At 67.4% G+C, this 14,971-nt stretch carries 14 protein-coding genes; 8 read left to right on the top strand and 6 right to left on the bottom strand.

Annotated features, from left to right (window positions below):
• Positions 1-39 precede the first annotated feature (39 nt).
• From IFS44_RS13285 to IFS44_RS13275, 3 genes are all read right to left on the bottom strand, one after another.
• On the bottom strand, positions 40-423 hold the full coding sequence (locus tag IFS44_RS13285) for a hypothetical protein (RefSeq protein WP_192098788.1): 384 nt from the start codon (positions 421-423) through the stop codon (positions 40-42).
• A gap of 483 nt (positions 424-906) precedes the next feature.
• Positions 907-1,167, bottom strand: coding sequence for a hypothetical protein (locus IFS44_RS13280; RefSeq protein WP_206757842.1), 261 nt, complete (start codon positions 1,165-1,167; stop codon positions 907-909).
• Positions 1,168-1,289: 122 nt separating this feature from the next.
• Positions 1,290-1,826, bottom strand: coding sequence for a response regulator transcription factor (locus IFS44_RS13275; RefSeq protein ID WP_192098786.1), 537 nt, complete (start codon positions 1,824-1,826; stop codon positions 1,290-1,292).
• A gap of 202 nt (positions 1,827-2,028) precedes the next feature.
• Between IFS44_RS13275 and IFS44_RS13270 the strand changes: the two genes are divergently transcribed.
• The 3 genes from IFS44_RS13270 to IFS44_RS13260 all read left to right on the top strand — a co-directional run bounded on the left by IFS44_RS13270 (position 2,029) and on the right by IFS44_RS13260 (position 3,842).
• Positions 2,029-3,132: an HNH endonuclease gene (locus tag IFS44_RS13270; protein ID WP_192098785.1), complete on the top strand. Its 1,104-nt coding sequence runs from the start codon at positions 2,029-2,031 to the stop codon at positions 3,130-3,132.
• A 201-nt stretch (positions 3,133-3,333) separates the two neighbouring features.
• The gene (locus IFS44_RS22910) at positions 3,334-3,456 is read left to right on the top strand and encodes a DUF4113 domain-containing protein (RefSeq protein ID WP_192098784.1); all 123 of its coding nucleotides are present in this window, start codon (positions 3,334-3,336) and stop codon (positions 3,454-3,456) included.
• Positions 3,457-3,497: 41 nt separating this feature from the next.
• Positions 3,498-3,842: a hypothetical protein gene (locus IFS44_RS13260; protein WP_192098783.1), complete on the top strand. Its 345-nt coding sequence runs from the start codon at positions 3,498-3,500 to the stop codon at positions 3,840-3,842.
• A 4-nt stretch (positions 3,843-3,846) separates the two neighbouring features.
• Here IFS44_RS13260 and IFS44_RS13255 read toward each other — a convergent pair whose 3' ends face one another.
• Positions 3,847-4,032 carry a hypothetical protein gene (locus IFS44_RS13255; RefSeq protein WP_192098782.1) on the bottom strand — a complete coding sequence of 62 codons (186 nt, stop codon included), beginning with the start codon at positions 4,030-4,032 and terminating at the stop codon, positions 3,847-3,849.
• A 106-nt stretch (positions 4,033-4,138) separates the two neighbouring features.
• On the opposite strand from IFS44_RS13255, the gene IFS44_RS13250 reads away from it, so the two are divergent.
• Together IFS44_RS13250 and IFS44_RS13245 are read left to right on the top strand one after the other, a co-directional pair.
• Positions 4,139-4,906: an SDR family NAD(P)-dependent oxidoreductase gene (locus tag IFS44_RS13250; RefSeq protein WP_192098840.1), complete on the top strand. Its 768-nt coding sequence runs from the start codon at positions 4,139-4,141 to the stop codon at positions 4,904-4,906.
• A gap of 55 nt (positions 4,907-4,961) precedes the next feature.
• A complete protein-coding gene (locus IFS44_RS13245; protein WP_192098781.1) occupies positions 4,962-5,351 on the top strand; it encodes a PPC domain-containing DNA-binding protein in 390 nt (129 codons plus the stop codon).
• A gap of 91 nt (positions 5,352-5,442) precedes the next feature.
• Here the strand turns inward: IFS44_RS13245 and IFS44_RS13240 are convergent, their stop codons facing one another.
• On the bottom strand, positions 5,443-5,832 hold the full coding sequence (locus IFS44_RS13240; protein ID WP_192098780.1) for an ArsR/SmtB family transcription factor: 390 nt from the start codon (positions 5,830-5,832) through the stop codon (positions 5,443-5,445).
• Positions 5,833-5,932: 100 nt separating this feature from the next.
• Between IFS44_RS13240 and IFS44_RS13235 the strand changes: the two genes are divergently transcribed.
• The 3 genes from IFS44_RS13235 to IFS44_RS13225 all read left to right on the top strand — a co-directional run bounded on the left by IFS44_RS13235 (position 5,933) and on the right by IFS44_RS13225 (position 8,332).
• A complete protein-coding gene (locus tag IFS44_RS13235; RefSeq protein WP_192098779.1) occupies positions 5,933-6,688 on the top strand; it encodes a hypothetical protein in 756 nt (251 codons plus the stop codon).
• Positions 6,685-7,584, top strand: coding sequence for a DNA polymerase III subunit epsilon (locus IFS44_RS13230; protein ID WP_192098778.1), 900 nt, complete (start codon positions 6,685-6,687; stop codon positions 7,582-7,584). Before IFS44_RS13235 ends, IFS44_RS13230 begins: the two co-directional genes overlap by 4 nt.
• Before the next feature lie 70 nt (positions 7,585-7,654).
• A complete protein-coding gene (locus tag IFS44_RS13225) occupies positions 7,655-8,332 on the top strand; it encodes a hypothetical protein (RefSeq protein WP_192098777.1) in 678 nt (225 codons plus the stop codon).
• A gap of 611 nt (positions 8,333-8,943) precedes the next feature.
• Here the strand turns inward: IFS44_RS13225 and IFS44_RS13220 are convergent.
• Positions 8,944-14,913, bottom strand: coding sequence for a hypothetical protein (locus tag IFS44_RS13220; protein WP_192098776.1), 5,970 nt, complete (start codon positions 14,911-14,913; stop codon positions 8,944-8,946).
• Positions 14,914-14,971: the final 58 nt, after the last annotated feature.

Here is a 14,971-nt window from a genome sequence, read left to right as displayed (position 1 = left end):
CAGGCCTGCCGTTGGTGGCCTGACCAGCAGACTTCGGCCTCAAACGATCACATCGAGATACCCACGCATGGCCGCTCTGGCGTCTTCCGTCAGTCCCAGCATTCCTCTCCTACCATCAAACGGGTCGGACGTCCGGCATACGAGCCCCTTCGCTATCAACTGTGCGATCCGGCGCAGCCCCGTGGTCGACGGCGCGCAGGCTCCGATACTAGCGCTGCTGACGCTGACCAGCCGCCCTTCCTCCCCGGCTATGAACAGATCGAGAAGCATGTCCCAGACCGGTTCATTCAGGAAGTCCTTTGCCGAAGGCAGATGCGCATCCCGCGCTCTGCGCTCCTTGTAAAGTCGGACGGCGACGTCCCGATATCGGGCGCGGTCATCCTCCTCGATCGACGAATCTATCTCTATCTTCTCGGCGGTCACGGAAATCACTCCAGTCCCGCTCCCCCTTCCCCTGCGCCCTACGTTGGCCATGTCGCCAGACGGCGAGGACGAGCAGCGGAAGCGTCGCGTAGCTCCAGATGACCAGAGCCTGTTGGTAGGCCCCTGCCCCAAGTCGCAGGTCCAGTGCCTTCGCGACGTGTGCGGCTACCGTCATCGTCTGCAGGCTCGCCATGACCAAGGGCCAGAACCGATCTGCAAGCAAGGCGATGCTCAGGAGACACATCAACAAGCCGACGTCCACGAGGAGCACCGACGTCTCCAGCCCGACGTATCGGACCGGCCACGGCGAATGCACCGCGAGGGTCAGGGAACCAGCGGCGACGAACATGCAGGCAGCATACTTCTCAGGTCTTCCGCCCGTCTTGAAGGCATAAAGAACCGTTGCTGCAAGCAGCGCTACGAAGAGGTTGCGGAATCCCATAAAACGACCGGACCCGCCGAAGCGCGCCCGGTCAACCCATCTCAGGAGACAGCGGAAAGCAGCGGGATGCCGAACACCTTCTGGCCCTCGTCGCAATCGCCGTACGACGTCACGAGCCCAACTTCGTCGCGTAGGCCCGCCAACGCTTCATGGGCTTCTCGCACTAGGCGCCGGGCGTCGGCCGACGCGACCGCCGCCTTCAGCATCAGATCGATGGCGGCGTTGGAACGCGTAGGATCGAGGCGGACCTTCGCCGCGACTTCCATCGCGATGGCGACGCACCGCGATGCATTCGCAGCCACGCGGTCCGCGTCCCGTTCAAGCGGCATGAACGCGACCGCGAGTTCGTCCGCGGCCCTTTGACGTATCCTGGACATGTATTCTCCCCACGCCCCGGCACGCGCGGGGCATCAACGTGTTTCGGTCAACGGTGATGCAGGGCTTCGACGAGGTATGGGATGGCGAGACTAGCAAAAGCCCCTATCCCGACCAGCGCCGAAAGCAGCATCCAGGCGATCAGCCGCTCGACCTTGGTCAGGCCGTTACGGTTTCCCTCCCTGCCGAACAGCCGCCCCAGTACGTCCGATGGCTGATCCAAGCGGACGGTGTTCGTCGGGGGCGGCGCCTTCTCACCGACCGGTTCCACGATCGGAACCGGTGGGGGTTCGTCGGCCGACTCGACCGGCGTCGCCATCCCCGAAAGGCCGGTACCCAGAATTCGGGGAGGCGCATCGTCCCCATAAACCGCCCGCGCCGCCAGAAGGCTGGAACTAACGCCGAGCTTGCGTCTAGCCGACTTCAGGTGGGTCTCGACCGTGGAAACGGAAACGGTCATGCGAGGGCCGATCTCGGCGACCCGATAGCCCTGCGCCATCAGCAGAAGTGCGTCCCGTTCACGAGCGGTCAGGGAGTCGAGTGTGTTTTGATCCATTGTGGATGCAAGTAGCGTGCGAAGGGTCATGGCGACAGCCCTCGACCGGGAACAGATGACTTCGAAACTTCGTCCGAAACGGACTCAAGCCCTTCGTCATCAGGACGTACCGCGTAGACAAGTTTGCTCGCGGCGGTAGCGGAGATGGTAGCGGGCCATGAGTGGTTCGGGTCTGCCCCGTGCCGCGAGACTGCAATCGGGCTTCGGCGAACGGAAAAAGGGAGCGCTTCGCATGACGCGGTACATACTGAAGCCGATACTCTGGAATGCCTTGGGATACCGCCGCCCCGGCGGGTACCGCGCCACCAGCGGCTATCCGTCCGATACCGGCTATGGCCACGAGGAGTGGAACAACTCGGATGCGCTGGGCTTCGTGCATGCCGGTGCTCAATGGCGGGCCTTCCATACCGAGGGCATCGGCGACCTCACACCCGATTCGGACTGCGTCGTCCTCCTGTACGCGTCGCACGACGGTCTTCAGCAACTCGTGGGAATCGTAGGAGGCGCTCGCTATCTCGGCCGCGATGAATCGAGAGCCGAGCGCCTCGGTCTGGTCGACAGGCTGCAGTTGGACGGCCTCTCGGCGGACGCATGGTCCGTCGATCTCGTTCGGACGCGGTACCGGGACGACCAAGCGGCCTTCATGGCCGATTGGTCGAACGATCTTCATTGGATCCCTAACTGGCGATGCTCCGCCGAGACGTTCCTCTGGCTCGACGACCCTGTGACGCTCGACGCCCGCGAACTTCGCGGGACGAAAAAGCTGCTGACGATGTTCGGCAGACATACAGAACTCACCGCGAAGGAAGCCGCGGCCTTCATTGACTGCGTGCCCGAAAGCGGCCGGCTCCCCGCGTGGCATCGCATACGAGCTCTCGTGACCGACGCTGATGGGGGGGAGCGTACTCAGGACCTCAAGGCACTCTCGCGACGGAAGGATCTCACCACGACGACCCGTACGCGCCTTGTGGACGCCAGACTTGGCCAAGGACGGTACAGGACCGATCTCGAGCGAAGATGGGACGGCAGGTGCGCCGTGACGGGGTGCGCAGTTCGAGAGGTCCTTCGCGCTTCCCATGTGAAGGCCTGGCGTCCCAGTAACGATCGCGAGCGCCTAGACGCCGCCAACGGACTCCTGCTGTCGGCTGACATCGACGCTCTGTTCGACCGAGGCCTCGCGTCCTTCGCGGACGACGGCCGAATGCTCCTGTCCGAGCGATTGACGGCAGCGGACCGCGACGTGCTGCGCGTTCCGTCCCCGCTGCGGAGAGCACTCACCGCCGACGAGGTGCCGTACATGGCGGTTCATAGGCAGCGGTTCGGCTTCGGCCGGTAGGCAGCGATGGGGGGGGGGTAAGGCCCGCCAGGTAGACCGACCGCGCCTTGAGTATGCGGGCGGCTGATCGTCCCCTCATGGCGTTCCGATCGACTCCGCAATGCCGTCCTGATCCGATGGCGGCCGGACTGCCGTTTAGACGTCGCGTTCCTCACGTGGCGTCCGGCCCGGTCGACGACGGACCAACAGACGATTCGGCATTTGGACGGCGGTGGCGCATCGCAGGGGTTCAAACGCGAGTGGAAGATTCGGTTCAAGATGCGGTCGCCAGCATGGACGACGGACATAGCACAGGTGCCAACGGTCCGAGCCTTGAGGCAGTGAGACCGTATTGCATTTGGCCGGCAGCGCCGCGAGTAGGACGCATGCCCCACGCCAGCAACATCGTCCATTGCGACGGCCCCGACAGTCCGCATGCGTTCGACATCGTTCCACTCCAGCCTCGCAAGGGTAGTCTGGATGCCATGTGCCCGGTCTGTCACGGCAGAGGTCAGTGGAACACCGAGATCGATCTGGTCAGCTTCCGCTGCAAGCGCACCGCTTGCGACCGGTGCCACGGTGCCGGCTGGGTGGAGACGGGGACCGATCCGGTCGGGCTGCCGGATACCGAGATCGCACCGGGCGGATATCCGCGGTGGACCCTACGCTACGAATCTGCCGGTGAAGCCATCCGGATCGACCCGCAGAAACCTGGACTGTCGCAGACCTGACCTGTCACTGGATCGGCACTGACGCGCCCAGCTTCGCCGCCATGCGCGCGACCTCCTCGTCGCTCGGCTCTTCCGGCAACTCCTCGCCGGGCAGCAACGCCTCATCCGGTATGCCTGGCGCGGTGCCGGCCATCGGCTCATCAATGGCACGCTCGTTAGCGCCGTCCGTGATCTTTTCTCGGTCCGCCATGTCGATCTCCTTCGCCGTTCTTAAACGCACGGACGACGTCGTGGATGCGAGCCACCGGTAACGAACCGCATCAACGGCATCAGTCCGGGGACGATGCGGCAATGACATCCACCGCCGCGGCGACCCGGCTCTCGTCACCGGCTCGACGGCCGGCATAGGACTGGAGATCGCACGGCGTCTGGCTTCGGAAGGCGCGGACGTGGTCGTCTGCGGACGCAACCAGGCGAAGCTGGACGCCGTCGCCGCGGACATCGGCGCACGCGGCGTGCTGGCCGACCCGGCGACCGCCGAAGGAGCCGAGGCCCTGGTGGCAGCGGTCCCGGACGTCGACATCCTGGTGAACAATCTCGGCATCTACGAGGCCAAGCCGTTCGGGGAGATAACCGACGACGACTGGCGCCGCTTCTTCGAGGTGAACGTGCTGTCGGGCGCGCGGCTCGCGCGGGCATACTTCCCGGGCATGCTCGCCCGCGACTGGGGCCGGGTGATATTCATCGCAAGCGAGTCCGCCGTGATGGTCCCTCCCGACATGATCCACTACGGCATGACGAAGACGGCGCAGCTGGCCATCTCGCGCGGCCTGGCGGGCCTCACCAAGGGCACGCGCGTGACGGTAAACACGGTTATGCCCGGTACCACGCGTTCGGAGGGCATCGTCGACTTCCTCAAGAGCGTGGCCGACGATCCGAACGCCCCGGCTGACGAACTCGAACGCGCCTTCTTCGCCAAGGACCGGCCCACGTCGCTCATCCAGCGGATGATCGAGCCCGAGGAGATCGCGGCGCTGGTGGCCTACGTGGCCAGTCCGCTGTCCTCGGCCACCAACGGTGCGGCACTTCGCGTCGACGGCGGCATCACCCCGACCATCCTGTAGGAACAGCAACATGAGCGAGCACGTACGTCACATCACGACTCCCACGGGTTTCCTCATGGTGCTGCGGCAGGGCGACGACGTGCTCGCTCGGCTGGAGACGCTCATGCGGGAGGAAGGCATACCTTCCGCGAGCATCAGCGGCTTCGGTTTCGTGGCGTCGGCGCGTTTCGGCTTCTTCGACTTCGAACGTGGCGACTATGATCCGCGCAAGTTCGAGGACCTGGAGATCGTCGGCTTCTCCGGAACGCTGGCATGGATGGACGGACGACCATCCATCCATGCACACGCCAGTGGCGGCGATCGCGAGTTCCGCGTCGTCGGAGGTCACGTTCTGGCGCTGACCGTCGGTCGCGGCTCGTTCGAGATCACGGTCACCGTGCACGCCGATCGCCTGCAGCGTCGCATCGACCCGAGCATCGGCGCGAAGGTGCTGCTGCTGCCCTGACACGGATGCATCGGACTACCGGCAAGTCCCGCGAGCGACCGCCGATCCCCGCTCGCCTGGGACGGCTGCTCCTTCCTGCACCGGAGGACGTTCAGTCGTGGTCAGGCTGCGTGGCGGGATGCGTCTCGACTCCAACGAGCCCGCGCAGATGATCACCCAAGGCGATCACTACCCTCGCGACGGCCGTGTAGGTGACGGAGCGTCCGTTCTTCTTCGAGGCGATCGCTCCCGCCTTGCTCAGCACCGCCAGGTGTGAGCTCATCAGGTTGCGCGGCACGCCTACGGCATCCGCGATGTCGCTCGATCCCATTCCGGGCTCGCCCGCCCGCATCAGCATCACGAAGACCCTCATCCGGGTCGAATGGGCCAACGCACTCATGACGGTCAGGGCTTCAGTTTCGTCCATGCGAATGATGTAGGCGGCTTCGATCCCAGAGACAATGTGATTCAATTTAGTTTGATTCAGTTTTAATTGATTCAATTATTCTTGAATTATTATTCGGGTCTGCTATCTAGGGGCCGTTCGGTCAGGACCGCCCACCGGACGCAATCGGATACCAGCAGGCCCCGGCGGTTGGAGTATGAAGATGCAGATCAACGCAATCTCTCGCGCCACGGCGACCATGTCGAAGCCGACGCTGCCGCCGTTCCTGATCGATCCCCTGGACCTCGACGAGCCCGACGACGAGGTCGTCGTGACGACCAGGCGCGGGCTGATCCGCCTGGCTCTCGTGGCGGCCGACACCGCATCGAGGTTCGAGCGCGAAGCGGTCGGCCACGATCCGGTGGCCTGGATGATCGCGCCACGCGCCCTCTTCGACGGTCGTTCGGCGATCGATGCGTGCCTGTCGCGCGAGGAATGCCTCCGGGCGGTCCTCCTCCACGGACTGTCCATCGGTCTCGATGCGGACCCCATGACGCTCGATGCGCTGATGGCCGACGACGACGACGCGGATGACCCGGTCCCCTCCGGTCGCTCGGCCGCCGCGTATGACGGCGACGGCGACGACGTCGATCGGCGCGGGAGGCCGCAGGGCGAAAGGCCGCGGCTCTGGACCTCGTTCCTGGTCGACCAGCGTGCGGGCGGCATGATCCAGGCGTTCGACGCCGTCGTCGCGGCCGATCGGGCCGAGGCCGAGACGAGGCTGCGTGCCCGCCACGGCTCCGCGATCGCGGACGCGATCGAGATCTCCGAAGGGTTCGATCCCAATACGCCGATGGCCGAAGCACTCGTCTCGCCCGCCGTCGCCGACATGCTGGCCCAGGTGGCCGCGGACCCCGGCTCGCCGCTCGCCGCCGGGCTGTCGGTGTACATCGAGCAGCGGTTCGCGTCGTGAGCGACGTCGTCGCCCTGGGGTCGCCGGCGGCGATGGACGCGATGGCGTCGCTCGTCGACCGGGACCACGACTTCCGCGTCCTGCGGCGCATGCCGCCGATGCGGAGGACCCTCGCCCCGGGCGTCCGTCCGGGCATGCTGGCGGGGTGCGCCGTCCACGTCGAGACGACGGGCGGCGACCCCGTCGACGATGCGATCATCGAACTCGCGCTCCAGCGCTTCTGGGCCGACGCCGAGGGACGGATCGTGATGACCGGCCGGCCGCATCACTGGCTCGAGGACCCGGGTCGTCCGATCCCGCCGGGGGTGACCCGCCTGACGGGGCTCGCCGAACCGGACGTCGTCGGGCGCACCATCATGGATCCCGTCGCCGGGTCCCTCATCGCCGACGCGGACTTCGTCGTCGCATACGACGCATCGTCCGTTCGCCCGTTCGTCGAGAAGCGGCTGCCGCTCGCCGCCGGACGGCCCTGGGTCTGCGCCATGTGCGAAGTCGGCTGGCGGGAGAACGGGTTCGAGGACGGCGGTCTGCCGCATCTGCTCGTGCAGACGGGCATGTTCTACGATGCCCACCGCGCATCGACGGAGGTCACCGCGCTTCTGCACCTTCTGGATCACCCGCTTCCGTTCGGTGGGACCGTTCTGGGGACGGCCGTCGAGACCACGGCGAACCCAAGCTGGGCGATAGACGTCGTGGCCGCACCCATCGGGACCACGAACCTTCTCGAGGGTCGCGGATACCGCTGGAACGCGGACGCACGGCACTGGTGGAAGGAGGTGTCCGCGACGGCCTTCGACGACGAGTACGAATGGATCGTCGTGCACGTCTACGGGGGGACGTCGAAGCCCCGATTCCGGTCCGTGACCTGGTGCGAGCGCCATTCGGCGCCCGGTTGAACGGATCGAATGCGTCGTCGCCGTCCGGGTGATCGACCGCATGACGAACGACGAGAGGAGGTCATCGAACATGACGAACGAACCCGATCCGAACGATCTGCCGAAGCGTCCGGCACCATTCGTTCCGGTGCTGCACGACGACGCGACGAGCGATTTCGTGGGACTGGTCCTCGTTCGGAACCACGCGGAAAGGCACGGTGAGGTGGAGCCGGGTCTGCCGGTCTGGATCCTCGAGACGGCGTTCGCCGAGGATGCGCGCGAACGCTACGAGTGGATGCTGACCCGCCCGGAGCGTTGGGCGGTCTGGGCGAGGCTCGCTCCGATCGTGGGGCCGGAGATGCTCACCCTCATGATGGAGGGCGAGCAGGACGAGGACGTCCGTCTGGCGGCGGAGCTGCAGGCACAGGCGGATCGGCTCGCCAGGGAGGCACGTACGGTGGCGGCTTTTTCGACCGAAGTGGACGCGCGCCCGTGCGTGACGCTGGGCCGGGGCAGCGACAGGGAGCCGTTTCTCGTGATCGCGTTCGAGAAGGCCGTCGAACGCGACAGGCTCTGGGACTGGATCCGGTGGCAGACGCACCGCTTCCGCGGATGGCGGATGCTCTGGGACGACAAGGGTCCCGGTGCCCTCAGGCGCCTAATCGTGAAATCGATGCTCCACGACGAACACCGCGTCAGGGAGGCCGGTCAGGCTCTAGGCGGCCCCCGTCCGCTCCGCCTGTGGGACGGCGGCCGACGTCCGGGGTAGGCCTCGCGTTCAGCTCCGCGCGACTGAACGATCCGCTGGAGCAGCAGCCACGATCGGGGCCCGCGCCACGACGTCTCGCTGGATAGCCGGTCGGTCGGACGTCCTGCGGGGACGGCCTCAGGCGGCGGCCGGCGCCGAACACCGGGACCTCTCCACGGAACATCGCCGCCGCACCGACGGACGAACCCACGGCTACGGGGGTGACATGCACGTCGCCCCAGGTTGACGTCCGTAGCCTGCTGCAGAGGTAGCGGGTATCGCCGCATGCACCGAATACCGCCCAACGCTCGGCGCGGGGAAACTGATGCTCGCTCGTCCGGTCGAGGCTCCCCGATCGCTGGAATAGCGACACAGGACCCGACTTCGAAGCCACCTCCAACTCTCAAAATGTTCCGATCCGGACGAACGCGCGAGATGAACGGCCCCAACCCATCCTCCTTGATCGCTCCGAGCCGTGACGCAGGGTAGAAGACCGCGGTTCCAGGATCGCCGTTCTCTCCCGAACGCCCAACACTGGGTGCGCTGCGATCTGGCTGCCCTTCGGCTTGGTCCGGGCCGAACAGCTGCCGCCCACCAGGAAGATCGAAACCGCCACAGCTCAAGGACTGTGGCTAACGTGAGCCCAAGCGATTGTGAAGCAACCACAGCCGATGGACGCGGTCCGACGGCGTTCGCGCAGTGAGATTGCCCACCGCCTGATGCAGGCTTTCACGGAGCACGGGCCAGCCCCGCGCGAATCCGTCGACCAGATCAGAAAACGTCTGGGAACGGTCCCCGTCGGCGCAGGCCGCGATCACCGCCGCAAGTTCGATCAATTCCTCGACCGCCGTCCCCGGCTGCATCGGAAGAATATCCTCGGACGGGCGGTACTCATCGAGGCGACGGCAGGCCAGCGCCAGCTCCTGCGCCAGACGCGAGGCTGCGCCCACGTCCCGCCAGGCGATCGGATGCAGGATGCTCCGCCACAGCGTCGACTGGACACCGGCCGCGGTCATCCGCACGAGCCGCGCGGGGTCGGCCGAGGCCGCAGCGAGCAGACGCGAATAGGCCGGCGGGTCGAGCCCGCCGGCAGCGAAGCCGCCGAGCTGGAGCCACGCACCCATGTTGTCGGGATCGATCTCGATGGAACCGAGCGCGCCTTCGATGAGGAGGTCACGGGTCCTGATGCGATCAAGCGGACCGCCTTCGAGGCCCGAAGGGGAGCGCGCCAGGAACGCGTCCATCGCGTTCGGCCAATCGTCCCGGCGCAGCAGCAGCCGCGGCTCGGGCGCTACGAACCCCGCGAGATCCGCCAGTTGCGCTTCGAGGATCCGCTCGTAGAGCGTGTCACCCAGCGACGGACGCGGATCCTCCTCGCCGAAAATGGCGGCGAGGCCATGATGAATCAGGGCCGCCCCGGACATCCATTCCGGCCACGCCACATCGGGCGGTCCCGGCTGGAAACCGAGCAGGTCGATACCAGCGAGCTGCGGCTCGAACCCCTCGATCGAGCGACGAAGCGGATCGGGCTTGAGCCCTCCGACGATAGCGATGTCGAGCACGCGATCGGCATGGCTCCAAATGGCCGCGAGCTGGAACGACGGTGGCGCGGAGCGCCAGACGGCATCGCGGACGAAATAGCGATGCGTCCAGCGCAACAGCGCCATGAACAGCCGGCCGTAGCGCTCGACGGCGGCGAGGAAGGCTTCCGTCAGCCCCGCTATCTCAACCGAGGGCCTGCCGCGCGCTCGCGCCGCAGCCGCCACATGGATGATCGCCATCGGCGTCCGCGCGCGCTCGATGACCGCTGCATCGAGGAGAGCGGCTACGGGCGCCGGCCGAAGGACTGGAACGCCGGCGGTTTCGATGAGGCCGGCACGCACATCCTCGATACCACGGGCACGCCGGGCCGCATCGAGCGCGTCTTCAAAGGGAAGTGTCGCGTCGGTGATGCCCATCGCCGCCAACACCGCGTCGAATGGCGCCGGAGCGAGCATGTCGAGCCGCACGCGTTCGCCGCGCCCGAGCCTAGCGGCGGCCTCGGCGTAGAGGTGCGCGGCCGAAGCCATGCTCGCGTCGCGCACGATGCGGACGGCGGCGGTTATGGTCGGCGCCGCTGCCGCTGCCGCCGCGACCACGCCCGCATGTTCGGGCTCGAGCCGCAGATCGTGGACGATGCGATCGATCGCGCCGACGCGCGCCGCGCCGTCGAGCGCAGCGATCGGCAGCGCGGCATCGCCGATACGGGCCCGAATCGCCCCGGTCATCAGGACTGCGTCACCCTCGCGGCGCAGGCGGACGAACCGCTGGCGACCGCTCGGCTTGCGTCGGAAGCGCAAACGCGCCTTGCCGTACTTCAGGGTTTGGCGGACGGCGCGCCAGAAGGCGGCACCCTCGAAAACCGCGCCGGCTATGGTGACGTTCTCCTGCGTCGTCCCGAACGCGCTCATCCGCGAGTCCCGATAGAGTCGGCGCTGAAGCGGTTCGGGGAGACGCTGCACGCGGACGGCAAGCAGCATGTGAAGGATTCGGCGGTCGCCTGGACTCCGGTCGGCCTCGCACTGGGTCCGGTACATATCGGCGTAGAAGCCGGCCAGATATTCGGCGAGGCGGATTTCGAAGCCTGGATCGGCCGACAGGAGCGGATCGACCGCGCGAAGCCAGAACCAGCGCAGGTAGCCGAGCCGCGCCTCCCGACGCCGATCGTTGATCAAGCCGATGTCGACGCCCTGGTCGAGGCAATGTGCGATCTGGATCGTCTCGAAGAATGCCTGATCGACACGCGGCTCTTCACCCGGAAGAATCCGACCGATATGCGTGCGCCGCGCGTTCAGCCAGAGCCAGTCGGAGAGGGCGATCCGCTGATCGAACCCGAGTCCGTCATCCAGCCAGACCTCCTTGAGGCAGTTCGCGAGCAGCCGCACCGCGGTCTGCATCGGCACGATCTCGTCGGGACGCTCTGGCGCGGCGCGTCCGCCTACGGCGAGGTGACGCTCGTGAAGCGCCATGAACGCCAGGGTTTGTCGCATCGTCTCGAGCGCCGGGGTCTCAACGATCCGCTGGCCCCGAGTGGGTGCGGGGCGGAGGGCGGCGAACAGCTCCTCGGCGGTGGGTACGAGGAACAATGCGCCGGCGGCGCGTAGCCTGGCGAGCGCCGCGCCCTGACGCGCCGCGGTGATGCGACCTTCGCGACGCAACGCCTCCATCACGTCGCAGACGCCGACGACCGGCATCGCGCCGGTGCGGGCGAAGCCCGTCACCAGCCGGTCGTCGATCCAGGCCATCGCGCCTTCCGATCCGGGGGCGGTGATCGAGTCCGCCAGACACCGGGTCAGCGGGGTTTCGTTGGCGGCCTCCTCCCCCTGCGCGTCGCCTGCCGCCGGCCGGACGCGCGGCATGAGACGCCAGGACCCGGACTCCAGCCCGGCCGCGACGCGGGACCGCAGTGCAGCGAGCGCCTCGGCGGCATCGCGCGCCGCCGACGCTTCGCCGCGGGCCGACAGCGCCTGGTCGAGAAGCGCGCCATCGCAGCGGAGCGCGAACCGCTCCGCGACCAGCGACAGGGCATCATTGGCGGCGAGACGCTGAACGGATTCCGTGTCGAGAAGCAGCGGCTCGCCATCCGCCGGCACGGTAGCGCCCGAGCGGGCAGGGAGGTCCTCCACGATCCGGTGCGCGATGTCCGCATCGAGCGCGTGACGCAAGACCATCGATTCGACCAGAGCAGCGAGCGAGAGCGTGTCCGCGTCCTGGGCATCATCCGGCGCGCCATCGCGGTTGCGGGCGACGACCCCGACCGCCACCACGTCGTCCAGCCCGATGGGCGTGAACCCCGTCGAGAGGATGCGTTCGGCGACCGTCGCATCGGCCCGTTCGCGGCATCCGGTTTCCATCGACAGGAGGAGTAGCGGCACATCGGCCGGAATCGCGACGCCGTTGGGGTGCGAATCGATGGCGTCGAGCAGCTCGAGCCGGGCGGCGACGAGCAGCGCCGAGATGTCCATATGGAGCCTCCACGCCGACCAGGGCAGATCGACTTCTACGAAGGCCGGTCGCGCACCGTGACGAAGCGGCCAGGGGCGCAACCCGCCATCGGTTCCGCGGTTGGGGCCAAGATGCAGCAGCGCGAAACCGACGGGGTCGTGCGCAAGGTAGAGATGCACCGGCAACGCACCGTCGAGGTACATGCCTTCGGTTTCGGCGGCCGCGGCCTGCTGTTCGGCGATCAGCCCGGGCAGATCGTCGATGGTGAAGATGCGGACGTCGGTCGCGTCGCTCAGCGCCCGGGCATGGACTCGGTCCATCAGCACATCGGCCTCGGCGCCAAGCTGGAGCCCGAGCGCGTCGTGCATGGCCGCGGCGACGAGATCGTCGTCGAGATTGGTCGCGACCGCTCGTTCCAGGAGGCGCCGCGCGAGCGCGGGGTCCTCGACGCGCATCATCCGGGACCATTGCAGCGCCTTGTTGCCGCGGAGGATGCCAGCTTCGAACGCCTCGCGCACCGCCGGCACCGCGCCACGGACATTGCCGGTGGACGACATCAGTTCCGCCCGGAACAACCGGTCGCGGGCCGAACCCGAGCTCGCCACGGCATCCGCTTCACGGAGCGCGGCCGAGACGTTGCCGGTACGCGCCAGCGCGTCGGCGCGCAGCCGGCGCATGTCGGGTGGAAGCGCCTCTCCGAACGCACCCGCCTCAACGTCGAGGATCGCCAGTGCCCGGGCAGGATCGCCGGCGCCATAGACCGCATGCGCGGCGATGCGCACCGCAGCCGCGGTTCGAAAACCGAGGATCGCGTCGGCATGGGGAGCGAGGACATTCATCCTGCCCGAAGCCGCGATGCCTTCGGCGATGGCGAGAGCGCCGGGATCAGGCGGCGTCATGGAGAGCAACGCCGCGAGACGCTCGGCGACCGGCGCCCAGTCGCCGTCGGCGCGGACCTGGTCGAAGGCCGACTGCACGGGATCCACGAGTCCATCGCCCCCCCTTGGCTCCGTCGATCCGGACAGCCGCGCGATCCAGGCGGCGGCTTCGTTGCGGCTGTCACACTCCTGGTGGTCGAGCCCGGCGCTGAGGATCCCGACCGCCTCGGCGGTATCCTCGCGCTTGGAGAGCAGCAGGCCCACGACACGGACCGTGGTTTGGTCGGCACCGGCAGCAAAGCGCTCAAGCAGGATGTGCTCGCTCTCGGCGAGGTCGATGTCAATCGCGCGGAACAGGCACCATGCGACGACGGTCGGATCGTAGTCCGAACGGGTCAGCAGGTCGGCGGCCTCTTCGCGGGCACGATCGCGGCGCGCGCGCAAGGAAGACAGCACCGCCAGGCGCCAGACACGGTGATGCAGCGTTGCGGGTTCGGAAGCGACGAGCCGGTCGAGCAGCCCAAGCGCCTCATCGAGTAGGGTCTGGGAAGCGAGATCCTCCCGCACGAACGCACCGTCGAACGCGTTCGGGGACAGATACCAGTCGGGTCTGATAGCGGGCGACAGCGCGCAGGCGTAGCGCGCCATGGCGCCGAGCTGCCGGACGGCATTGCGCTCGGGGGCCAACGCCTCAGCGTGCCGCATATGGGTCAGCGCCGTCTGGGGATCGCCCGAGGCGAGCGCGACGAGCGCCTCCATCCGTACCGTCTCGGGATCGTCGGGCGCGGTCTCCCGCAGGACATCGAGATCCCGCCGGGCGCCCTGGAGATCGCCGGACATCACGTGCAGCGCCACCCGCAGCTGTAGGCCGTCCACCGAGGTCACCTCGCCGAGCACCCCCAGCGCCGCCGAGGGACCGCTCCGCTCGAGCTCGATATGCGCGGCAAGGCGCGGCTCGTCCGCGAGAGCGAGCCCGTCCGCTTCGCCGGCAAGCCGCTCGGCCTCGGCGAGATCGTCGTCATGCAGCGCGAGTGACGCGGCGAGACGCAGCAGCCGCGCCTGTGCGCTGACATCGAGCTGGTCCCAATTGTCGGGCCGGCGCTGCTCCTCGATCAGGGCCCGGACCGCCTCGGCGCGGCCGGCGCGGAGATCCTCCTGCGCGCGCTCGGCGGCCTGAAGCGCCTGCGCCGAGAAGCGCTGCTGAAGCACTGTGACCTGGGCGATCAGCGCCGCCGAGACCAGGCCAGAGCTGGAAGCGGTGGATAGACCCGGTTCGGTGATCGGACCGCAAAGCTGTTCCGCCCAATAGGCGCCGAGATAGGTGGTCGCGACGGCGCGATGCGGACGGACCTTGGCGACCAGGGTCGTCGGTCCCCACATCTCATAGGTCATGCCCAGCGCCGCGAAACGCTTGCGCTCGAGCGTGACCTGATCCTGGACGGTCCGGCTCGCCGCGTTGAGCGCGGTGGTCGCAAGGACGAAACGGCGGATCCCCTCGCCCTTCCAATGGCCATCCCAATGCTCGAGGAACTCGTCCGACCAGTCGCGGATCTGCGACGGCGAGGTTCTTTCATAGCATTTGCAGGATCCCGCCTCCTGCCCATCGCCGCCGGTGCCGCGGGCGATCACGTCGACGCCGTGGTCCGCCTGCCCGCGAACGCCATATTCGGAACTCGTCGCGATATGTGGCTCATAACCGAACAGGTCGGTGACGAACCGTTGAAAACGATACTCGCCCATTTCGTGGAATCGCGGCGGAAGCGTGCTGTCAGTGCTCGGCGGTGGCGGTTCGGAAGCC

Source organism: Sphingomonas sp. CFBP 13706, from assembly GCF_014842355.1.
GTDB classification, from domain to species: Bacteria; Pseudomonadota; Alphaproteobacteria; order Sphingomonadales; family Sphingomonadaceae; genus Sphingomonas; species Sphingomonas aerolata.
Note: the sequence above shows the minus strand (reverse complement) of the source record. Positions and strands in the feature narration are given on the sequence as shown.

Excerpts from the sequence above, each read along its gene's own strand:
- IFS44_RS13275 (WP_192098786.1), bottom strand. The coding sequence starts at position 1,826 with ATGACCCTTCGCACGCTACTTGCATCCACAATGGATCAAAACACACTC.
- IFS44_RS13270 (WP_192098785.1), top strand. The coding sequence starts at position 2,029 with ATGACGCGGTACATACTGAAGCCGATACTCTGGAATGCCTTGGGATAC.
- IFS44_RS13260 (WP_192098783.1), top strand. The coding sequence starts at position 3,498 with ATGCCCCACGCCAGCAACATCGTCCATTGCGACGGCCCCGACAGTCCG.
- IFS44_RS13255 (WP_192098782.1), bottom strand. The coding sequence starts at position 4,032 with ATGGCGGACCGAGAAAAGATCACGGACGGCGCTAACGAGCGTGCCATT.
- IFS44_RS13245 (WP_192098781.1), top strand. The coding sequence starts at position 4,962 with ATGGTGCTGCGGCAGGGCGACGACGTGCTCGCTCGGCTGGAGACGCTC.
- IFS44_RS13235 (WP_192098779.1), top strand. The coding sequence starts at position 5,933 with ATGAAGATGCAGATCAACGCAATCTCTCGCGCCACGGCGACCATGTCG.
- IFS44_RS13225 (WP_192098777.1), top strand. The coding sequence starts at position 7,655 with ATGACGAACGAACCCGATCCGAACGATCTGCCGAAGCGTCCGGCACCA.
- IFS44_RS13220 (WP_192098776.1), bottom strand. The coding sequence starts at position 14,913 with ATGGGCGAGTATCGTTTTCAACGGTTCGTCACCGACCTGTTCGGTTAT.